The 22,837-nt window shown below is 43.0% G+C and carries 17 protein-coding genes and 3 pseudogenes; 11 read left to right on the top strand and 9 right to left on the bottom strand.

Going from position 1 to position 22,837, the window contains the following annotated elements; translation table 11 throughout:
* From CF596_RS12525 to CF596_RS12510, 4 genes and pseudogenes are all read left to right on the top strand, one after another.
* Positions 1 to 194, top strand: a 194-nt coding sequence (locus CF596_RS12525; protein WP_143228690.1) for an integrase core domain-containing protein, incomplete at its 5' end; no start/stop codon positions are given.
* Between the two features lie 43 nt (positions 195 to 237).
* Positions 238 to 837: pseudogene (locus CF596_RS12520) on the top strand (transporter); the annotation flags it as partial.
* Between the two features lie 473 nt (positions 838 to 1,310).
* Positions 1,311 to 2,054 (top strand): glucose 1-dehydrogenase, encoded by a 744-nt coding sequence (locus CF596_RS12515; protein WP_032051442.1) that lies wholly within the window; start codon positions 1,311 to 1,313, stop codon positions 2,052 to 2,054.
* Positions 2,055 to 2,414: 360 nt separating this feature from the next.
* Positions 2,415 to 3,389: an IS110 family transposase gene (locus tag CF596_RS12510; RefSeq protein ID WP_032051443.1), complete on the top strand. Its 975-nt coding sequence runs from the start codon at positions 2,415 to 2,417 to the stop codon at positions 3,387 to 3,389.
* Between the two features lie 88 nt (positions 3,390 to 3,477).
* On the opposite strand, the pseudogene CF596_RS12505 reads toward CF596_RS12510, so the two are convergent.
* The 6 genes and pseudogenes from CF596_RS12505 to CF596_RS12480 all read right to left on the bottom strand — a co-directional run bounded on the left by CF596_RS12505 (position 3,478) and on the right by CF596_RS12480 (position 12,210).
* Positions 3,478 to 4,470 (bottom strand): annotated as a pseudogene (locus tag CF596_RS12505) (IS481 family transposase).
* Positions 4,471 to 4,536: 66 nt separating this feature from the next.
* Entirely contained in the window at positions 4,537 to 5,478 is a 942-nt protein-coding gene (locus CF596_RS12500; protein ID WP_096902668.1) for an AraC family transcriptional regulator, read from the bottom strand.
* 61 nt (positions 5,479 to 5,539) lie between these two features.
* Positions 5,540 to 6,973: an NAD-dependent succinate-semialdehyde dehydrogenase gene (locus CF596_RS12495; protein WP_032051445.1), complete on the bottom strand. Its 1,434-nt coding sequence runs from the start codon at positions 6,971 to 6,973 to the stop codon at positions 5,540 to 5,542.
* Positions 6,974 to 7,040: 67 nt separating this feature from the next.
* Entirely contained in the window at positions 7,041 to 8,672 is a 1,632-nt protein-coding gene (locus CF596_RS12490; RefSeq protein ID WP_242439161.1) for an NAD(P)/FAD-dependent oxidoreductase, read from the bottom strand.
* A gap of 466 nt (positions 8,673 to 9,138) precedes the next feature.
* Positions 9,139 to 10,854, bottom strand: a complete 1,716-nt coding sequence (locus tag CF596_RS12485) for an electron transfer flavoprotein-ubiquinone oxidoreductase (protein WP_096902666.1) — start codon at positions 10,852 to 10,854, stop codon at positions 9,139 to 9,141.
* A 201-nt stretch (positions 10,855 to 11,055) separates the two neighbouring features.
* Positions 11,056 to 12,210, bottom strand: a complete 1,155-nt coding sequence (locus CF596_RS12480; RefSeq protein WP_096902665.1) for an acyl-CoA dehydrogenase family protein — start codon at positions 12,208 to 12,210, stop codon at positions 11,056 to 11,058.
* Between the two features lie 269 nt (positions 12,211 to 12,479).
* On the opposite strand from CF596_RS12480, the gene CF596_RS12475 reads away from it, so the two are divergent.
* From CF596_RS12475 to CF596_RS12455, 5 genes are all read left to right on the top strand, one after another.
* Positions 12,480 to 13,256, top strand: coding sequence for an enoyl-CoA hydratase (locus tag CF596_RS12475; RefSeq protein WP_096902664.1), 777 nt, complete (start codon positions 12,480 to 12,482; stop codon positions 13,254 to 13,256).
* Positions 13,257 to 13,275: 19 nt separating this feature from the next.
* The gene (locus tag CF596_RS12470) at positions 13,276 to 14,793 is read left to right on the top strand and encodes a 3-hydroxyacyl-CoA dehydrogenase (RefSeq protein WP_096902663.1); all 1,518 of its coding nucleotides are present in this window, start codon (positions 13,276 to 13,278) and stop codon (positions 14,791 to 14,793) included.
* Between the two features lie 12 nt (positions 14,794 to 14,805).
* Entirely contained in the window at positions 14,806 to 16,008 is a 1,203-nt protein-coding gene (locus tag CF596_RS12465; protein WP_096902662.1) for a 3-oxoadipyl-CoA thiolase, read from the top strand.
* Positions 16,009 to 16,021: 13 nt separating this feature from the next.
* A complete protein-coding gene (locus CF596_RS12460) occupies positions 16,022 to 17,239 on the top strand; it encodes a CaiB/BaiF CoA-transferase family protein (protein ID WP_096902661.1) in 1,218 nt (405 codons plus the stop codon).
* 117 nt (positions 17,240 to 17,356) lie between these two features.
* The gene (locus CF596_RS12455; RefSeq protein ID WP_032051453.1) at positions 17,357 to 18,205 is read left to right on the top strand and encodes an IclR family transcriptional regulator; all 849 of its coding nucleotides are present in this window, start codon (positions 17,357 to 17,359) and stop codon (positions 18,203 to 18,205) included.
* 3 nt (positions 18,206 to 18,208) lie between these two features.
* Here CF596_RS12455 and CF596_RS12450 read toward each other — a convergent pair whose 3' ends face one another.
* Positions 18,209 to 19,486 carry a site-specific integrase gene (locus CF596_RS12450; protein ID WP_032051454.1) on the bottom strand — a complete coding sequence of 426 codons (1,278 nt, stop codon included), beginning with the start codon at positions 19,484 to 19,486 and terminating at the stop codon, positions 18,209 to 18,211.
* Between the two features lie 156 nt (positions 19,487 to 19,642).
* Between CF596_RS12450 and CF596_RS12445 the strand changes: the two are divergent.
* Together CF596_RS12445 and CF596_RS12440 are read left to right on the top strand one after the other, a co-directional pair.
* Positions 19,643 to 20,371: pseudogene (locus CF596_RS12445) on the top strand (YqaJ viral recombinase family protein); the annotation flags it as partial.
* Positions 20,372 to 20,510: 139 nt separating this feature from the next.
* A complete protein-coding gene (locus CF596_RS12440) occupies positions 20,511 to 21,410 on the top strand; it encodes a hydrolase or metal-binding protein (RefSeq protein WP_096902660.1) in 900 nt (299 codons plus the stop codon).
* Positions 21,411 to 21,669: 259 nt separating this feature from the next.
* Here CF596_RS12440 and CF596_RS12435 read toward each other — a convergent pair whose 3' ends face one another.
* Both CF596_RS12435 and CF596_RS12430 read right to left on the bottom strand, forming a co-directional pair.
* Positions 21,670 to 22,032: a hypothetical protein gene (locus CF596_RS12435; protein WP_032051715.1), complete on the bottom strand. Its 363-nt coding sequence runs from the start codon at positions 22,030 to 22,032 to the stop codon at positions 21,670 to 21,672.
* 41 nt (positions 22,033 to 22,073) lie between these two features.
* Positions 22,074 to 22,622, bottom strand: a complete 549-nt coding sequence (locus CF596_RS12430; protein ID WP_032051714.1) for a cysteine hydrolase family protein — start codon at positions 22,620 to 22,622, stop codon at positions 22,074 to 22,076.
* Positions 22,623 to 22,837: the final 215 nt, after the last annotated feature.

Below are 22,837 nucleotides of genomic sequence, written 5' to 3'. Positions count from 1 at the left end.
GCTTATACAAAACAGAGGTGATTGAATATTTAAAAGCAGATTGGCAAGGTTTAGCAGATGTACAACTTGCGACATTAAATTGGGTAGATTGGTTCAACAAAACGCGTGTACATAGTGCACTGGGTTATGTATCGCCTTTTGAGTTTGAAGCAATGTACTATGATAAGATTAACCCGTTAGGTCAGGTGGCCTAACTTAAATAAAAAAGTCTCCGACAAACCCGGTACGGTTCAAGTAGGGGATTGGATTGTAGATCCTCAATTCCTCTTGCCTTTTGCCAAGCAAAAGATGAATGGCGCTGATGATATCTCGGGTGTCGGTGATTTAATTGTGGGTGGTATCGCCTGGCCATTGCATGATGCTGAAAAAGGGCGCTATTTTGGTTTCGGTGGTTTTTTGACCGTACCTACCGGCAGTAATGAAACGAAGGGTTTTGCCATCAGTAATGATCGCTATCAATATAATGTTCAGGCCGGTTATTACCATGCTTTAACTGATAAATTTGCGCTTGAGGGGGTGGGGCAGTTTGAACTTTATAGCGAGCAAAAATATACCAACATTGAGAAAGAGGTTTTTTTCCAGACAGATTTCTCCGCACTCTATAAAGTGACCGATAAATCCAATTTGGCTGTCACCTGGAGACATACCGATGGCGGTAAAGAAAAGGTGAATGGTGTCACTGAACGTGGCAGTGATAGAAAAGATACCTTTGTCGTTTCTGCTTCTACCAATATCAAGCCGAATCTGCAGCTATTATTACAATGGCGACAAGATGTGAATGTTGAAAATGGCTTGGAAATTTCTGGACTTCAGTCACGTTTACTGTATGCCTTCTAAATCGATCATGTTGAACAGGCTGTATAGAATTTTGCAATTCAATATCCAGCTTGGTCATCAATATAGAAAATATGTACAGTGAGTTTAAAAACTATTCATGCTGATTTTGTTGTGAATGCAAAAACTATTTTTATGCGATGAAGGGGAAAGAAAATAAGGAAATTGTAAGGAGTTCAAAAAGTTGCAGTTATCGTTGGTGGTTTGTCTAGGAAACATACAGCACAGCGCTTGGCAAAAGATGCTTTCATGGCATTCTATTTGTTTGGATCCTGGGAATTCCCCATAGATTAGCACTTTTGTTTATATAACTTGGAAATACAGAATTTAGGAATGAAAACCGTCTACAGGGTGAATCGCAAGCCTGATATCAGACGGATTGTCGCTTGGCAGACGAGTCATCTACCGGATCTGGTTTCTTGAATCTTAAAATATGAAACAAGCTTTGATGCTTAAAATTTGAAATGGAAAAAATTATGTCAAATAAATTCAACAATAAAGTCGCTTTAATTACTGGCGCTGGTTCAGGTATTGGTAAAAGCACCGCACTGCTTTTGGCTCAACAGGGTGTAAGTGTAGTGGTTTCAGATATTAACCTGGAAGCAGCACAGAAAGTTGTGGACGAAATTGTCGCTTTAGGCGGGAAAGCGGCTGCGAATAAGGCCAATACTGCTGAGCCTGAAGACATGAAAGCTGCAGTCGAGTTTGCGGTCAGCACTTTTGGTGCACTGCATTTGGCCTTCAATAATGCGGGAATTCTGGGTGAAGTTAACTCCACCGAAGAATTGAGCATTGAAGGATGGCGTCGTGTGATTGATGTGAACTTGAATGCGGTTTTCTACAGCATGCATTATGAAGTTCCTGCAATCTTGGCCGCAGGGGGCGGAGCGATTGTCAATACCGCTTCTATTGCAGGCTTGATCGGGATTCAAAATATTTCAGGCTATGTCGCTGCAAAACATGGCGTAACGGGTCTAACGAAAGCGGCGGCATTGGAATATGCAGATAAAGGGATTCGCATTAATTCAGTACATCCTGGCTATATCAAAACGCCTTTGATTGCAGAATTTGAAGAAGCAGAAATGGTAAAACTACATCCGATTGGTCGTTTGGGACAGCCGGAAGAAGTTGCTCAGGTTGTTGCCTTCCTACTTTCTGATGATGCTTCATTTGTGACCGGTAGTCAGTATGTGGTCGATGGTGCATATACCTCGAAATAAAAAATGAGTAGAAGATACCCCCATATAAAGAGGAAAGAGGGGTGATACCCTCTTTTCTTTTATCTATTGTTGTAAGGGAAAATTTTTCTTTGCTGCGAATCTGCCTGAGAAGAAGTAATATCTTCTTATGTGTACTAGCTTGTATCTTACCATTCATAGTGATTAGCTATCACTATATTGCAAATTGCAGAGTTTCGTGTACTAGCAAAACATAAAGTTTGAGTTTGAGATAAAACCTGTAATTTGCCCTAACCACTTGCACAACTCTGGACGGTAACTAAGCACTTTGATGCTGCATTCACAAGAAAAGACGGTGGTTATGCTAAAACAATAATTGGATAAATAAAGCAGGTAAAGATTATGTTTTATCTTGGTATTGATGTTGCTAAAGCTAAAATTGATTGCTGTTTAATTTTAGAAAATTCTGCAAATAAAAAGAAAACCAAAACTTTTTCAAATACACCAAAAGGTTTTGAGCAACTTCAAACCTGGCTAAAGCAGCATGCTGCAACTTCTACGCAGACCATTATTTTAATGGAAGCAACATCTATTTATCATGAACTCTTGGTTAAATATTTATTTGATGCGGGCTATCAAGTCTGTGTAACCAATCCTGCCAGAGCTCGATATTTTGCTCAGAGTATGTCTAAGCTGAATAAAACAGACAAGGTGGATAGTGAGGTCCTAGCTCGATTTGCGATGACTGCCGATCTACATTTTTGGCAACCTTTACCTAAACATATTCAATTGCTGAATGCTTTGCTGGATAGAAGAGCTATTCTTTGTGAAGATTTACAACGTGAAAAGAATCGTTTGGAAAAAGCAGAGTCGACCTTCACGATGGAACCTGTACTTCAGTCTATCCACAAGAGTATTGAACAGTTAAACAAACACATTCAGGGTATCGACCAGCAAATTGATGATCACATTAATCAGAATCCTGATTTAAAAAATGATAAAGAACTGCTCAGCAGTATTCCAGCCATTGCAGATCGAACCAGTTTATTAATGCTCAGTTTCTTGCGCAGCCATACTTTTGAAAGGGCTAGTCAAGCGGCTGCCTTTGTCGGTTTGGTCCCCATTCAAAAGCAATCGGGTAGTTCCATTCATGGCAGAAGCCGTTTATCCAAAGCGGGCTCTTCCAAAATACGTGCTGGTTTATATATGGCAGCCATTGTCGCAACTCGGCATAACCCTCACATCAGGGCAATGAATGAACGTTTATTGGCGAATGGTAAAACCAAGATGATAGCGATTGGAGCCGCGATGAGGAAGTTGATTCATCTTTGTTATGGTGTGCTCAAACACCAACAGCCTTATCAAGCAGATTATTGAGCATGAATTCTCAATCATTTACTTGACGTTTCAGACGGTATCTCAAACCTGATCTGATAGTTACCGATATTTGCTTAAGACTGTCAGGTTAAATTTGAACTAAATTCTTTTCAGCCCAAATACGTTTTCCATCAAGTAATGTTGCAATCTTGCGCAGCAATGCTGCTCATCTGCCATTACACACCTTACCCTGATGGGTTCGTTCAGTATTATAGAATTTCAGCCAACCGTCTAGATCAAGCTGTAACTCTTCTAATGAGCTATAGAGTTTCTTTCGAAAAGTAATCTGATAAAACTCCTGCAAGATCGTCTTATGGAAGCGCTCACAGATCCCATTTGTTTGTGGTGATGCTGCTTTAGTTTTAGTGTGATCAATATCATTCAGAGCCAAATAAAGCTCATAATCGTGATGTTCAACTTTACCGCAATATTCGGTGCCTCTGTCGGTCAAAATGCGAAGCATTGGCAATCCTTGTGACTCATAGAATGGTAACACGCGGTCATTCAATAAATCTGCGGCTGTGATTGGTGTCTTGGTTGTGTACAGCTTGCAGTGAACCACTTTGCTATAAGTATCAATAAAAGTTTGCTGATAAATATGCCCAACACCTTTTAGATTTCCGACATAAAAAGTATCTTGTGCTCCAAGGTAACCTGGATGATGTGTTTCAATTTCACCACAAGCAACATCATCTTCATGTTTACGTTCTAATGCGGCAATCTGCTGATCATTCAACTGAATGCCTTCTTGAGCAACTTTAATTTCAAGTGCCTTTAATCGCTTTTTGAAATTCTCAAGATTGTGTCTAAGCCAGATAGAGCGCACACCGCTGCCAGATACGAAGATGCCAATCTGACGTAGCTCATTACTGGTCCGATGCTGACCATAAGCTGGATATTGGATTGCAAAATCAACAACAGCTTATTCAGTTTGCTCATCCACTCGGTTTTTTAAATTTGGAGTTCTGCGACTCTGGTTGATGAGTGCATCCATATTGCCTGTACTGGCAAGTTCTTGATAGCGATAGAAAGTATATCTTGATACTCACATGACATTTGTTATTTTGCATAAATAATGCATGTAAGTCCACACTGGTTTTCAGTGGATGCTTTATTGAAAATCAGGTTCTTGCGTGGCTCTTAGTACTCAAAAAACAATAGAGGAGACTGAATTTTCAGACACGAGATTGGTGTGTTCCTGTCTGATTTCGATGGGTGTTTTCCCAAAAAATTTTTGAAATACTCGGGTCATATGGCTCTGATCGCAAAAACCGGCTTCACTGGCAATCACTTTCAGTGGAATTTCTTTTTTTGAAGTGAGCAAACGTTTAGCAAATTGCACCCTGAGATTCATGATGTAGGCAGCAGGGGAATTACCAAAATCGACTTTAAATTTTCTCATTAAATGAGGCACGCTCATCTTGACTAATCCCGCTAAATCTTCGAGGGTAATTTTAATGCTCATGTTTTCATTGATAAATTCTAATAACAGTCTGCGTTGTAGGGGAGTAAAACCAGAACGGCACTGTCCTTCCTTAAAATCTAATTTGGCATACTGACGGAGTAAATGCAGGGCGATCTGGTTTTTAATGCTCTCTAAATACAGGTTTCCACCTAAACCACCTTGCTTTAATTCTAGTTCTAAAAGTGAAGTCAGAGCAGGTAAAACATGATCTTCCACACCGACTTCGTCTCTGATTCGGATCGAAGCGATATCATAATCAAACACCTTATTCGCCATTGAGGTGATGGAGTCATGCGAAATGTAGACATGGGTGACGGCAATATGGTCATTCCACGCCCAGCGGGAATCTTCACCACAGGTCAACAAGGAGACATAACCCGGCTTAACCACTTGGGTATCCCAAGAGGCATCGCCTTTTCTACGCATTTCCGCCGCACTTTTTTTATAGTTGACGATCATGTAGTCACGCATGGCAGGAATATGCACATCGAGGTTGGTAAATTCGTACCCTCTGATTGCAATGTTTTCCCAACCGGCATTCATGCTGTCAATTGTGACATTACCCGGAATCCATAACACGACATCTTCGGGTTTGATCAGCGTATTTGCTTTGTCTGTGCTCATTTAACTTTCATCCTTAAAGTCAAAAGAGAATTGGTGTGCCTACGCACACCAAGATCCATTTCTAATTGAGTTGCGTAATAAATTTGGTTCTGAGGTAACCGTCAAAGGTTTCGATACCCCCTTCACTACCAAAACCGCTATCCTTAATACCACCAAAAGGTGTTTCAGCGAGCGCCAATCCCATGTGGTTAATCGAAACCATGCCAGCCTCCAGTCCGTATGAGATTTGATGCGCATTTTTGCTGGATGTGGTAAAAGCGTAAGAGGCTAATCCAAATGGTAATCGATTTGCTTCTTCCAGGACATGGTCTATTGTGTCAAAAGGTATCAAACCAATGATCGGACCAAATGGCTCGTCATTCATAAACTGGGTGTCATTGCACAAGTCACCGAGTACCGTTGGTTCAAAAAAATTGCCTTTGTCAGAAATTTTATTTCCGCCAAGCAGTAATTTTGAGCCTTTATGAACCGCATCTTCAACAATTTGTTGCATTGCATGCATGCGGCGAGCTTGAGCCAATGGTCCCATATCTGAGGATGCGTCTAAGCCACAACCCACTTTGATCTGTTTGGCTCTTAACACCACTTTCTCAGAAAATTCCTTATAAATACCTTCCTGCACATAAAAACGGGTTGGTGATACACAGACCTGTCCTGCATTACGGAATTTATAACCGACCAGATGTTCAACAGCGGCATCAATATCAGCATCATCACAGACGATGACCGGTGCATGACCACCCAATTCCATGGTGCAAGGCTTCATATACAGACTCGCTTGCGAGGCTAATTTTTTACCCACCGGGGTTGAGCCTGTGAATGAAATCTTTTGGATGATCGGCGATTTGATCATGTAATCAGAAATGAAGTTTGAGTCACCCCAAATCACATTCAGCACACCATTCGGCAAACCCGCCTCATGAAATAGCTGGGCAATCGCATATACCGCGCTTGGTGTGTCGCCAGAACCTTTCACAATGATGGTGCAGCCGGCAGCAATTGCAGCAGAAATTTTACGAATTGCCTGATTAAACGGGAAATTCCACGGTGAAAATGCCAGACATACGCCCAGCGGTTCTCTGACTACTAGTTGCTGTACATTTGGGTTACGCGGTGGAATAACACGGCCATAAATGCGTCGGCATTCTTCTGCATGCCATTCTGCATGTTCTGCACAGACAGTGACTTCTGCAATGGCTTCTTTCAGGGGCTTACCTTGATCAAGGGTAATATTGCGCCCGATTTCTGCTGCTTTTTCACGCGCTAGTTTCGCAAAGGTTCTGAGGATTTCACTACGGGTGATAGGAGAAGTTTTTTTCCACCTTAGAAAAGCCTGTTGTGAACTTTCAAGTGCGTAGTCCAGGTCTGCTTGTGATGCACAGGCCATGAGTCCAATACATTCATGGTTCACTGGATTAAAAACTTCTTTGACGTCTCTATTGGTATGATCTAGAAACTCACCGTTGATATATAAAGGTATATTTGGATAGTTCATGATAAGACATCCCTAGCATATGACTGATGTTAAACAAAATGGAATATGGGGGATGCCCCCCATATATTTAGGCATTGGCAGGTTGCTTGATATCTGAACGTTGTAATTGAATATCAAAACCTTCATAGGCATGGTTTTTGCAGTTGGCTAGCGCACTGCGATATTCTTTTAAACCACCGAGATAGAAGTAAACCGTGTTTTTCTTACCCGGGATATTCGCACCAAAAATCCAGGATTGCGCTTTAGGGAATAAGGTCATTTCCGCAATATTGGCGCAAGTTTGAGTCCATTGTTCTTCCGCTTCTTTTGTCGCTTCAATGGATTCAACATTGTTTTCAACCGTGTATTGAATGGTATCACTGATCCATTCCACCTGTGATTCAATCGATGGTGGGAGGTTGGTAAATGGGCCATTCGGTCCAAGCACCATGAACATGTTTGGATAGTTATGCACGGTGACACCCATATAGCTAGAAGGACCTTCTTTCCAGTAGTCTTTCATGGCCACGCCGTTTTTACCTTGGATGTCCATGCGCACATAGTTACCATCGACGGCATCAAAACCTGTCGCACAGATCAGCATGTCGAGCTCAACGAAATCGCCATTTTCCAGTTTCACACCGTTTTCGGTAATTTCAACAATCGGATTGGCTTTCACATCTTCCAAACGAACATTGTCACGGTTAAAGGTGTTGTAATAGCCACTGTCACACAACGGACGTTTCGCATACAAATCTTTCGGCATGAGCTTTTGGGCTGTTTCCGGATCTTTGACGATTTCAGCAATTTTGCCCTTAATAAAATTTTGCGCTTCGATGTTGGCTTCCATATTGGTGGCAATATCACCGAAAGTTTCAAACATGAAGCGGAAACCGCCACCTGTTTGCCACGCCTTTTCAAAAATGGCTTTACGTTCTTCAGCTGATACGCTCATCGCAGGTACTGTGCTTTCATTCAGGCCAAAACCTAAGGCTGAATTCCATACACCATCCCAAATTTTGTCATAATTATCTTTGATGTTTTTAACATCTTGTTCAGACATAGGGTCATTGCCGATTGGAACGCTATATTGTGCAGAACGCTGGAATACGGTGAGATGTTTGACCAAAGGTGCCACAGCCGTAATCACCTGGACACCGGTTGAGCCCGTACCAATCACGCCCACACGTTTGCCTTCAAAACTCACATCATCAGGCCAACGGCTGGTATGGTGCAGCTCACCTTTAAACTGATTAATGCCTTTGATGTTTGGCAAGTTAGGCGCAGACAACAGTCCCAAAGCAGTGATCAGGAAACGCGCCGTGTACTTGTCGCCATATTCGGTGGTGACTTCCCACAAGGCATCTGCTTCGTTGTAGTGAGCGGATTGAATCGCGGTATTGAATTGATAGCTTTTCTTTAAATCATGCTTTTCAGCCACTTGCTGTAAATACTTGCGTACATCAGGGCCTTGCACATATTTTTTCTTGATTTCTAGCGACTGTAGTAATTCTTTATCCCAAGAATAGCAGTAGAGGTGGGTTTCTGTATCCGACAATGCGCCCGGGTAACGGTTCCAGTACCAGGTACCTGCCACATCCGTGGCTTTATCAAAAGCCTGGACTTTAAGTTTGAGCTCATCTCTTAATTTTTTGACCGCATAAAGTCCGCCAAAACCACCACCAATCACGATAGCATCAAAATCCATTTTTTGTGACATGATAATCTCCATTACGACATGTGAATTTATTCAAAATCTGCAGTGCTTGTTATTCGTTACTGATCAACAGCATTGCTTAATCATTGAATAAAGAATCGCAGGAATGCAGTCGCAAGGATTGGATGGGGTGAACCTAAAAATTGTACATAATGATCATTGTAGAAAAAAACAAACTCCAAATAAAAATTCTTATTTTATTGTAATCTTATGTTTTAATTGAAAAATACATTTATATATTGCGTGTTTTTATTTTGCATTGAATAATTTGTCATTCGTGTTGGAATAACTTAAAACTTTTAATCCTAGCCCCCGAGAGGGCTAGGATTACCTAAAAAATAAAAATCGAAGAGTTAAAATCTTTTCAACGATTTTGGGTAACTGATCCAAACAATCTCTTTTAGTTGCAAGCTTCTTCATCTGCTAGAAAGAAGGGAAATGGGAAACCTCTTCCTTGAAGTGATTAGACTTACATATTCGGATAGTTTGGACCACCACCACCTTCCGGCGTTACCCAGGTGATATTCTGTGAAGGATCCTTAATGTCACAGGTCTTACAGTGCACACAGTTGGCCGAGTTGATCTGGAAACGTGGACCACTTTCTTCCTGCACAATCTCGTAGACCCCTGCAGGGCAGTAACGCTGTGCCGGCTCATCCCATTTTGGCAGGTTGACATTCACCGGAATCGAAGTGTCAGTCAGTTTTAAATGCGCTGGCTGGTTTTCTTCATGCACCGTGTTGGATACAAACACCGAAGACAGACGGTCAAAGGTCAGTTTGCCATCCGGTTTTGGATAATTCGGCTTGAAGTTCACCGCATCCACGGTTTTCAGTGCACTGAAATCAGGTAACAGGTCATGCAGGGTAAATGGCACTTTAAACACATTCTGGTCAATAAAGTTAAAGGCACCACCGAACCACTGACCAAACTTGTGCATCGCCGGGCCAAAGTTACGCGCGTTATACAGCTCTTCTTTCAGCCAGCTGCTGTTGAATTTCTCGGTATAAGAGCTGAGTTCTTTAGCAAACAGATCTTCACCTTCCGTGACACGGGCAATCGCCAGATCACCGCCTTGTTCCACACCGGCAGCAATCGCTTCAAACACCGCCTCACCACACAACATGCCCGATTTCATCGCGGTGTGCGAACCCTTGATCTTGGCAAAGTTGAGGAAGCCGGCATCATCACCAATTAAACAACCACCCGGGAAGGTCAGTTTCGGCAAAGCGTTAAAACCGCCTTTCACCACGGCACGCGCACCATAAGAAATACGCTTACCACCTTCCAGATACTGTTTGATCAACGGATGGGTTTTCCAGCGCTGCATTTCCATGAACGGGAACATGTGCGGATTCTCATAAGACAAATCCACGATCATGCCCAGCGTCACCTGATTGTTTTCAGCGTGATATAACCACCAACCACCTGAAGATGCGGTTTCCGCCAAAGGCCAGCCGGCACCGTGCATCACCAGACCCGGTTTGTGCTTGTCCGGATCAATTTCCCAGAGTTCTTTAATGCCAATACCGTAGTGCTGTGGATCGGCATCTTGATCTAAATTAAATTTCTGGATTAAACGCTTGCCGAGGTGACCACGGCAGCCTTCAGCAAACAGGGTGTACTTGGCATGCAGTTCATAGCCTGGAGCGAAGTTATGCGTGGGTTGACCATCTTTACCAATGCCCATGTCACCAGTCTGGATGCCTTTGACCGTGCCATCTTCATGATAGAGCACGTCGCTTGCAGCAAAGCCCGGGAAAATCGACACTTCCAGTTCTTCGGCTTTTTGGCCCAACCAGCGCACCACATTGCCCAGCGAGATGACATAGTTACCGTCATTGTGCATGGTTTTTGGCACCATCCAGTGCGGCACTTCCTTATGCGTGCTGTCGGACATCAGGAAGTAGGTTTTGTCTTCCGTCACCGGCACATTGAGCGGTGCTCCCTGTTCTTTCCAGTCAGGAAACAGTTCATTCAGGGCACGCGGTTCAAGCACAGCACCGGAGAGGATATGCGCACCCACCTCAGAGCCTTTTTCCACCACGCAGACGGAGAGGTCTGCCAGGTTGTTTTCAATGGCTAATTGACGAATTTTAATTGCTGCAGACAGTCCCGCAGGGCCTGCGCCGACAATCACGACGTCAAATTCCATTGATTCGCGTTCGATTTCTTGTTCTTGCATATTCATAAAATCCAAATTTGTATCGTGAACTGTCTGTTGAGGATGAAGACTGAAACTATCTTTTAGCTGTGATTGGCTTCAGGATGAAACGGTTCAGGAGGTTTTATAGCCTTGCCATTAAAAAGTCAGGATTAGTATTCAAGTTGTAGCTTAAATCACTAATCCCGTCTTTTTAGCCAAACTCAATACTTGTTATGCAAGTTATTGAGTCGCTTCACGGATCATATTGCGGGCAATAATGACCTGCTGGATTTGCGTTGTACCTTCGTACAAACGGAATAAACGCACATCACGGTAGAAACGCTCAATCGCATATTCACTGATATAACCCGCACCACCATGAATCTGTACACCACGATCTGCGACACGGCCACACATTTCCGTAGCAAACATTTTTGCACAAGAGGCTTCTGTGCTGACATTCTGTCCAGCATCACGCAGTCGAGCGGCATCAAGAACCATACATTTTGCAGCGTAGATTTCAGCTTTAGAGTCTGCCAACATGCCTTGAATCAACTGGAAGTTCGCAATCGCTTGACCAAACTGTTTACGTTCCACTGCATATTGAAGAGAATCTTCCAACATGCGTGTAGCAGCCCCCACACTTAATGCAGCGATATGGATACGGCCTTTATCCAAAACCTTCATTGCAGTTTTAAAACCCACACCTTCAACACCCCCAATGAGCGCAGCTGCAGGAATGCGACAGTTTTCAAAAATCACATCACAGGTATGAGCACCTTTCTGTCCCATTTTTTTGTCACGTTTACCTAGGGAAATACCCGGAGTTTTACTGTCCACGATAAAGGCTGAAATTCCACCTGCACCTTTAATTTCAGTGCTGGTACGTGCCATGACAGTAAAGACACCCGCATGCGGGGCATTGGTGATGTAACGCTTGGTGCCGTTTAAAATGTAATGATCACCATCTTTCACCGCTGTGGTTTTTAAAGAGGCAGCGTCTGAACCAGAATCAGGTTCTGTTAAACAGAATGAACCAATAATTTCACCGCTTGCCAGACGTGGCAGAAAATACTGTTTCTGTTCTTCTGTACCATCAATAACTAAGCCTGATGAACCGATCCCATTGTTGGTGCCGATCAGTGAACGGAAAGCAGGAGAGGTACGTCCCAATTCAAATGCAATATAAACCTCTTCCTCCATGGTCAGGCCAAGACCCTCATAATCCTCAGGAATTGTCAGACCAAAAAGACCCAGTTCTTTCATTTGCTGAACGATTTCAGCTGGAATTTCATCGGTTTCCGCAACAATTTCTTCATGGGGAATAAGAACGCCATCGACAAACTGACGGATCATATCAACTAGCTGATTTAATGTGTCTTGATCACGAATCATTTTTAAGCCCTTGTATTAGATAGGTAAATTTAGCCATCTCTGCTTCATGCAGGGGTGATCTAATGCCTTGGAATGAAAACAATATGACAGAATGGAAAAGTAAATGCAATAATATTGGTATTAAATACCGTACAGCGGTATTTAATTTGTGAGTTTTTAAATAGTTTTAGCTAATTTTTAATTAAAATTATGTCCTGTGGGCTTCATTGTTGCAAAAAAACAGGTATATTTGGTTTATATAAACCGCTATGCGAAACAGATAGGTCGTTATGAGTAATAAAATATTGAATTTGGATATTCAAAGTAATGGTGTGGCCATTGTCGAGCTGCATCGCCCAGAGGCCCGAAATGCACTGAATTTGGAGCTACGCCAACAGCTTGCAGCAACGTTTGCACAGCTCGCAGCATCTGATGCAGTCCGCGCAATTGTCATTACGGGTGGTGAAAAAGTGTTTGCAGCAGGTGCGGATATCCGTGACTTCACCACGGCAAAAACCGTTGATATGTATTTACGCCATACAGAACAGTACTGGCAGGCGATTATTGATTGCCCTAAACCGATTATTGCCGCAGTGAATGGCTATGCATTGGGTGGTGGTTGTGAACTTGCCATGCATGCAGACATCATCATTGCCGGAAAATCAGCCCAGTTTGGTCAGCCTGAAGTCAAATTAGGACTGATGCCGGGTGCAGGTGGTACGCAGCGCTTACTGCGCGCGGTAGGGAAGTTTAAAGCCATGCAAATCGTGTTAACCGGCAAGATTTTTTCTGCAGAGGAAGCTGACAAAATCGGCTTGGTGTCTGAAGTGGTTGAAGATGATCAAACGATCGCAAAAGCAATTGAAGTGGCGACACAGATTGCCCAATTTTCACCGATTGCCGTTGAGCAGATTAAAGAAGTGACGACTTTAGGCGCAAATATGCCACTCGATGGCGCTTTGGCACTTGAACGTAAAGCCTTCCAGATTTTGTTTGATACACAAGATCAGAAAGAGGGCGTCAATGCCTTTTTCGAAAAACGCAGCCCGCAATATCAAGGCAAATAAGGATTAAGGAAGATAAGTCATGACAATTCAGACAATGGCCTTAATTGGCACCGGTATCATGGGAATGGGCATCGCGCAAATTGCAGCACAGGCGGGTGTTGAAGTCCGCTTATTTGATGCGAAACCCGGCGCTGCTGAGCAAGGCTTGGAAAAATTAAAAGCCACTTTAGAAAAACTTGCTGCTAAAGGCAAATTAACTGAACAGCAGCTTGCGGATACCTTGGCACGATTTGTTGTGCTTGAAAAAATTGAAGACGTTGCGGGTGTCGATTTAGTCGTTGAGGCTATTATTGAAAACCTGGAAATCAAGCAAAGCCTGTTTAAACAGCTTGAAAGTATTGTATCTAAAGACACCATTCTGGCGACCAATACCTCATCGCTTTCTGTGACAGCAATTGCTTCCAACCTTGAGCATCAAGGTCGACTGGCAGGCTTCCACTTCTTTAACCCTGTACCATTGATGAAAATTGTGGAAGTAATTGCTGGTTTGGCAACGGATGAACACGTGGTCGCTGACTTACTTGAGCTGGCACAAAAGATGGGACACTTTGGTGTACGTACCAAAGATACACCGGGATTCATCGTGAATCATGCCGGCCGTGCCTATAGTACGGAAGCACTGAAAATACTGGGTGAATGTGTGACTTCTCCTAGTGAAATTGACCGGATTCTACGCGAAGGAGCTGGTTTCCGCATGGGACCATTAGAACTGTTCGATTTAACGGCACTAGACGTTTCTCATCCGGTGATGGAATCTATTTTCAATCAGTTTTATCAGGAAGCGCGTTACCGCCCGAGCGCTTTAACTCGTCAGATGCTGGCAGGGAAAAAAGTCGGCCGTAAGGTCGGTGAAGGTTTCTACAAATACGTTGATGGCGTAAAAATCAATGAAGCGCCTCGTCAGGCTGTACCTCAAGTTTCAACATTTAATGCGGTCTGGATCAAAACCGATTTAGAGCAAGATATGGCCATCCTAACAAATTATCTGCAAGCGCAAGGATTAACTTTAGATACAGCTGAGCAACCGGCTGCAGATAGTTTAATTTTACTGGCTACTTACGGTGAAGACACGACGACTGCAGCATTGCGTTTTGGGGTCGATGCAACACGAGCAGTCAGTATTGATATGCTAACAGATTTTGAAAAACACCGTACTTTGATGCCATCGATTGCCACGGATAAAGTCTATATCGACCAAGCACATGCCATTTTTTCAGCCAATGATCATGGGGTGAGTGTGATTGATGAAAGTATGGGGTTTGTCGCGCAGCGTGTATTGGCCATGGTGATCAATCTGGCTTGTGATATTGCGCAACAGGGCATTGCGAAGGCAGCGGACATCGATAAAGCAGTGAAACTGGGTCTGGGTTACCCACATGGTCCCATTTCATGGGGTGACGTCCTTGGCGCACAGCGGATCCTGCTGATTTTGGAGCGCATTACCGCGAATACAGGTGATCCACGTTACCGTCCAAGCCCATGGTTGCAGCGTCGCGCCCGATTAAACTTGTCTTTGCTTCATACCTCAACAATTTAAAGGATTAATACAATGTTAAATGCCTATATTTACGATGGCCTGCGTACTCCATTTGGCCGTCATGCAGGTGCGTTATCCTCTATCCGTCCAGACAATCTGGCAGCGCATGTGATCAAGGCACTGGTAGAAAAAAATCACCTTCCAGCCAATGTCTTTGATGATGTGATTCTGGGCAATACCAATCAGGCTGGTGAAGACAGCCGTAATATTGCGCGTCATGCTACTTTGCTTGCCGGCCTGGATGTGAAAACCCCGGCACAAACTGTTAACCGTTTATGTGCTTCCGGTCTTGCTGCGGTGATCGATGCTGCACGTGCGATTACTTGTGGCGAAGGTGAGGTGATTCTGGCCGGTGGTGTGGAATCCATGTCTCGTGCGCCATTTGTATTTGCCAAGTCTGAAACGCCTTTCAGCCGTGATTTCAAAGTATTTGATTCAACCATTGGTGCCCGTTTCCCGAACCCCGCGATCGAAAAGCAGTTCGGTGATGACACGATGCCTAAAACTGGCGATAACGTTGCGGTGGAGTACGGCGTCACACGTGAAGATGCGGATCGTTTTGCCGCAGCTTCTCAAGCCAAATATGAAGCTGCCAAACAAGCAGGCTTTTTTGCGGGTGAGATCGTCGGGGTTGAGGTTGCTCAAGGTCGTAAATTGCCAGCAAAACTGGTGGAAACCGATGAACATCCACGTCCAAGTTCAGATTTTGCTGCCTTACAAAAGCTCAAGCCTTTATTTGAAGGTGGTGTGGTGACTGCGGGTAATGCATCAGGCGTCAATGACGGAGCAGCTGCCCTGATCATTGGTTCTGCTGCAGCTGAACAAAAACTGGGAATCAAACCGATTGCCAAAATCCTGTCTTCTGGTGCGGCAGGGATCGAACCGCGTATCATGGGCGCAGGACCTGTAGATGCAATTAAACTTGCGCTGAAACGTGCCAAGCTCACTTTGGATGACATGGACATCATTGAAATCAATGAAGCCTTTGCATCTCAAGTACTGGCCTGTCTCAAAGGTTTGGACGTGGCTTTTGATGATCCACGTGTCAATCCGAACGGCGGTGCCATTGCACTCGGTCATCCATTGGGTGCTTCCGGTGCGCGTCTGGCCTTAACGACAGCACGTGAATTACAGCGCAGCGGCAAAAAATATGCTGTAATCAGCCTGTGTATTGGTGTGGGACAGGGTCTCGCCATGGTGATTGAGCGCGTATAAAAGGGAAGAGATAATGGGTGCATTGGAAGGTATTCGCGTACTGGATTTAAGTCGCGTACTGGCAGGGCCATGGTGTGGTCAAATCCTGGCGGATTTAGGTGCCGAAGTGATTAAGGTGGAACGTCCTAAAACGGGTGATGATACTCGTTTATGGGGACCTCCATGGATGAAGAACGACCAGGGTGAAGATACGCAGGAAGCGGCGTATTACCAGTCTGCCAATCGTAATAAACTCTCGATTGCAATTGATATTGCTACACCGGAAGGTCAAAAATTAGTTTGGACGCTGGCCGCAGGCTCAGATGTTCTAATTGAGAACTACAAAGCCGGCTCACTGAAAAAGTACGGTCTGGATTATGACAGCTTAAAAGCGATTAATCCGAAATTAGTGTATTGCTCGATTACCGGATTTGGCCAAACCGGTCCACGTGCGCCAGAACCGGGTTATGATTTTATCATTCAGGGCATGGGTGGTTTGATGTCCGTTACGGGAGAGAAAGATGACCTTCCGGGCGGCGGGCCGCAAAAAGTGGGCGTGGCCTTTGCCGACCTGACGACCGGGCTGTATGCTACCATCGCCATTCAAGCAGCACTTTTGAACCGCACCATGACAGGTCTGGGTCAGTATATCGATATGGCGTTACTGGATGTACAGGTGGCGACTCTGGCCAATCAGGGCATGAATTATCTATCTTCGGGTAAAGTTCCTGGGCGTTATGGCAATGCACACGCCAATATTGTGCCTTATCAGGTGTTTAAAGCAGCCGATCAGGACTTTATTATTGCTTGTGGCAATGACAAACAATTCGTTGCGCTGTGTCAGGCCATTGGTTTGCCGGAGCTGCAGAATGATCCGCGTTTCTTAAGCAATGCGTTACGAATCCAGCATCGTCAAGAGATGGATAAATTACTCGGCACCCATTTTAAAACCAATTCTGCACGGCACTGGGTAGATGCGATTCACACGATAAAAGTTCCGGTGGGTTTAATCAACAATTTACAGCAAGCATTTGAGGAGCCTCAGGTGATTGCGCGCAATATGTTGGTTGATATGAAGCATCCGTTGAAGGAGAAGTTAACGGTGATTGGTTCACCCATTAAACTGTCACGCACCCCGGTGGAATATAAGAAAGCACCGCCAATGCTGGGTGAACATACTGATGAAATCTTAAGTGGCATTCTGGATGCAGAAAAGATTGCTGAACTTAGGCAGAGAGGTATCATCGGGTAATATTTAAATATTGGGCAAAGGAGATTCTGTCGAAGACTATCCTTTGCCCTAATTATAATAAATGAATTATAATTTCCGCAGTGCGGAACAAAGTATGCTTAATTAGGCAGGAATAATATGACGAATGACGTGATTGATTCAGAACAGACAGAAAATCTTTTGGCGCCATTACGTCATGAATTATTGAATCCGATTGAAGATATGCAGGATGAAAATGACCGTCAATATGTGACCGCATTAGCTAGAGGATTAGAATTATTACGTTGCTTTACACCCAAATATCAACATTTAGGTAATCAGGAATTGTCCCAGATGACAGGATTACCTAAAGCGACCATTACCCGCTTAACCCATACCCTTTCACGTTTAGGATATATTAAGCAAGTACCGAACTCGAATAAATTTCAATTGTCATCAGGGGTACTGTCTTTTGGCTATTCAATGCTTGCCAATGTTTCGATTCGTTCGATAGCCCATCCTCATATGCAGGAGCTAGCAGATTATGCTGGTGCAGCGGTTGCCATGGCCACACGTGATCGGCTGAATATGATTTATTTAGATGTGGTGCAGGGTAAAGGTAATGTAACAATGCGCCGTCCAGTCGGTACTTATTTGCCGATCCATTTAAGTGCCATGGGCAGGGCTTGTCTCGCTGCGATGCCTGCGGATGAGCGCGATTTTCTGTTAAATGCCATTCGGGAAAAGAATAAAGATGACTGGATTAAAATTAATCGAGAGTTAGACAAAGCATTTAAAGATTTCCAAGATTATGGCTGTTGTTTTTCGATTGGAGAATGGCAGAAAGATGTAAATTCAGTTGCTGTCCCCTTATTGCATGAACAACACGGACTTTTAGTATTCAATTGTGGTGGGCCAAGTTTTGTATTAAGCCGTGAGAAACTGGAAGAAGATATTGCACCAAGATTAATTCTGATGGTGAATAATATTAAAGCGGAAATTGGCTGAATGTCAGGCTTCTATGTATGTGGCATAACTCGCCCAATCAGCCATCAAATTTTTCCTTTTCTCAAGATAAGCTCCACGTAAGTAAGCTGCTTCTACTTCATCGGGTAGTTTATGTGCTAGTACATGCTCACAGACTTCACGAGGATAATCAGTTTTATCGGCTGACCAATCACGAAATGTTGAACGGAAACCATGTGTTGTAATCACTCGATTTTGTTTAGGATCAATATAGCCTAAGCCATTTTCTTTTAACTTTTGTTCGTGCATCCGCTTGATTAAGGTTGTTAAGGACATATCCGAAAGCATTTCGCCACTACGAGGAGCAGGGAAAATGAAGTCTTGAGGTTGAGTATATTCTTGAATTGATTCAAGCAAACTAATGGTTTGTTGGGATAGGGGAACACGGTGTTCTTTTTCTGCTTTCATCCTTTCTTTAGGAATGATCCAAACTTTATTCTTAAAATCAATTTCTTGCCATGTTGCACCAAAAACCTCGCCAGAACGACAGGCAGTTAAAATTACAAATTCTAGAGCTTTAGGTGAAATCCCTTTTTTCTGTCTCAGATGCTGGATAAACCCAGCAACTTGTTCGTAAGGTAAAGATGGATGAGGGCGTGATTCTTGCTTTAAGTTACCTAAGATTGGTTCTAGATTACCTTTCCATTCAGCAGGATTATCGCCAACAAAATATCCCATAGCCTTAGCATAATCAAAAATAGTTTCGATACGACCACGAATACGTTTAGCTGTTTCGTTCTTTTCAATCCAGATAGGTCTAAGAACTTCGGCAATATCAACTTTAGTAATTGTGCCAATACTGATATCACCTAGAGTTGGGTAGATATAGGTTTCTAATGTAGATGTCCATTGTCCGATATGCTTTTCATTTTTGAGTTCACGAGTTTTATTAGCAATAACGACTTTTGCACATTCAATGAATGTCTTGTTTCTAAGCTTTTGAATATGAAGCTTGTCGAGCTGTTCCTGTTTATGTGCAATTGGATCAACACCACTTCGTATTTGTAATCTTAATTCAGTGGCTTTAGCACGAGCTTCTGCTAAAGAAACTTCAGGGTAGGGACCAATACCAATATCACGGCGATGAGGTTTTAGCTTCCCATCTTTATCCAACCGTTTACCCACAACAGCACGCAAAATCCAGACACGGGAATTACCCTCGACATTTAGATATAAGCCATCAACACCGCCTACAGAATGTCGACCAGTCTTTTTGATTTTTGCTACACTGAGAGCAGATAGCTCTTTAGATTTCTTTGGCATATTATTTTTACCCCACAACCTACCCCTCATAAAATACTGGAAATGATTGGATTAGACAAGACGGTTTTGGATGATTAAATTATTAAGTATATGAAAAATAATTTATTTTAATATTGTGTTAGATTGCTTTGGACTGCTGTTAGACGGAACAGCAAGCATACCAACTACAAAGTGCGTCGGGTCAATGCCGTATTACAACACCCTGATCCAGATAAGCATTTTATGTTGGCGAATTTGGATTATTCGGTGGTTGGGGATGCTGATGTGCAGATATTAGAGTGTAAAACCGCAGGCGAGTATGGCGCCAAGCTGTGGCGAGATGGCGTGCCTTTATACGTCCTCTGTCAGGTACAACACCAACTGGCCGTGACAGGCAAGAAAGCAGCCCATATCTGTGTCTTACTCTGCGGACATGAAACCCGAATCTTTAAAGTCACACGTTCAGAATCCGTGATTCAGCACATCATCAATGCGGAGCGTTACTTCTGGGAATGTGTGGAAAAGGATGTACCACCTGAAGCCGATGCCAGTGAATCCGCAGCCAAAGCCTTGCAGTTGCTTTATCCAGAACATGTGCCACTGAGTACCACGGATCTATCTGAGGATGAACAAGCCAATCAACAGTTTGAGCACCTGCTTCAAGCGCGTAATCAAATCGAAAAGCATCAGGAACAGTTCGACCTCCTTAAACATCAGTTACAAGCCAAAATGCAAGATACGGAACGTGCCACCTTTAAAACAGGTTCGGTGACGTGGAAGAAGTCCAAAGACTCCATCAGCTTGGATGCAAAAGCCTTACTGCTACAGCATCCTGAATACCTGAATCAGTTTCCACAAACCAAGCAAGGTTCACGACGTTTCAACATCTATAGCGATGCTGATTGAAATAGATTTAGCCTAAGTTCAATTCACAAGAGAAGCACCCAAGCAACATCCGAGAATCCCATGCCTCAGCGCATGGGATTTTTTTTATGCAAATTTTATTTTAACCAAGCAACACATTTAAGCAGAAGAGGAAAATACCATGATTAAAGGTTTAGCTATTACACCGCCAATTCTTGGGCGGATCAGTATCGGCAAGGTTGTCGAAAAGAACGGGAAACGCATCCCTGAAAAGGATGACCAATTCACCATTACCAGCCAAATCCAAAACAAGGATAGTGGTTGGGTGAAACATCCATTGGATGAACAACTTCGAGCGAAAGCACCGAATCAAAAACTCAGAAGCATCCCAGTACGGATGATCTTTAATGATCCTGATTTGAATTTACGTGCTGAGTACACTCTATTTGATCGTCAAACGGGGAGGCCTATATGTATTGGCAATGGTGAAACTTGCCAATGCTTAACCCAACAAGGGGTAGAGCAGCATCCGTGTCCATCACCTGATCTATGTCCTTTGGCGCAAGGTGGCTTATGTAAGCCTTATGGTCGTCTATATGTGAACTTAGATGATTCAGATGAGTTTGGCACATTCATCTTTAGAACCACGGGCTTTAATAGTATTCGGACTTTAGCAGCACGACTACGTTATTACCATGCAGCCTCTAATGGCATTCTTTCATGTCTACCCCTACAACTGAACTTAAGGGGTAAGAGCACCACGCAAAGTTATCGTACCCCTGTGTACTACGTCGATCTTACATTAAGAGAGGGCATTCATTTACAAGACGCCTTGCATACCGCAAAAGAAATAGACCAGAAAAGTAAGCTGTGTGGATTTAATCAAGCGGCTTTAGACCAAACGGCCCTACATGGCTATGCCAATGCACAGTTTGAAGTCGATGGAGAGGAGGGAATTGATATTGTTGATGAGTTTTATGCTGAAAACTCACAACAGCAAGATCAGAAACAAGTTCATGATTTAACACAGGTTCAGAATATTCAGCAAGGCTTACAGCAGAGTGTTAGGTCTGTAAATTAAAAAAGGGAGATACTCTCTTTTTTTTCTTAATTTAAAGTAACTTATTTAGATATTAACTTTTTAAATCACGTTTTGGTGAATGGAAACCGTGATGGAGCAAGTTGGTTATGACGATTTTGAAAAATAGAGTCTATAAAATCAATCAATACCCGAACACGAGGGCTATGCCTTAAATCTTCATGATAAGTAAGCCATAGTGTCATTAACTCCATAGGATTTGGTGCATAAGGGGTAGCTATCAGCTACCCTTTAACTAAGCTTAAGCACGTTGAAGTTGATGCAAACGACTATAACGAACGAAATGTGGTCCCTCAAATTGCTTCCAGAATTCCGCATTAGTTTCACCAACAGCCATAACATCAAGGATATCTGCCGCTAGGTGGAAATATTTTTGACCTTCCGCAGTTACATTTAAATGTTGAACAACCGCATCTTCATTAATATATCGCTCATGCTGTAGATAACTACCATCAGCTTGCTTGAAAATAGAATACTCCAAAACATATGGTTCTTTTTCTTGAACTAAAGCTAATACGATATCTAAATAATTTTGAAAAATATCATCCATACCATCTTTGACTTTATATCGAAAGATTAAGTCAACTTGTTGTGTATGTGCCATAAGATAGCTCCATATGCAAATTACCAGAAAATTTAAAGGATTTAACTATTAAGATAATCTGTGGTTGACGTAATACTTGCATAAGCAAATGCTAAAGCTGCCATTAACGCTGCGTGAACTTGAGCAGCTTCCACAACTCGACCATTAAATTCGAGATCCATGGTCGTACAGGCGTCCTCTACAACAGTACATTGATAACCTAGATCTGAAGCAGCACGTGTCGTGGCATCAATACACATATGGCTCATTGCACCAATAATAGTTAATTGATCAACTCCTTCAGCTTTAAGTTTTTGATCTAATTCTGTTTGAAAAAATGAGTTTGGATAGTTTTTGGTTATTACACATTCATCATCAAGCGGAGAAACGGTATCAATGATTTCTACGCCAGTTGTATTTTTCACGAAGAAAGAAGCATTAGGATCAAGAAACTCATGACGAATATGGATGACAGGGATTGAATGTGTGCGTGCATATTCAATAACTTTCGCCGCATTATCTAAAGCTGCTTCAATATTTACTAATGGAAGTTTTCCTGTCGGTAGATATTCATTTTGTAAATCGACAACAATGACCGCTTGTTTGCTCATAATGTATTACTCAATTAAATTTCGAATTCATCTTGACAAAAAGGTAGTGATCTATGAATAGTCGTGAATGACAAAATGATGGTGGATAACGACATATGAAGAAAATGATAGAAATAGCAATCCTTCACTATCCTGAAGCCCAGAGGTGGTCCCACATGTTTGAACAACTAAAAGCGTATTTATAAGTGATATTCCGCTCTAGTTAAGCCACCTTG

It is taken from the genome of Acinetobacter sp. YT-02, from assembly GCF_002412355.1.
Taxonomy (GTDB): Bacteria; Pseudomonadota; Gammaproteobacteria; order Pseudomonadales; family Moraxellaceae; genus Acinetobacter; species Acinetobacter towneri.
The sequence above is the reverse complement of the archived record's forward strand: the minus strand, read 5'-3'. Positions and strand labels throughout refer to the sequence as shown.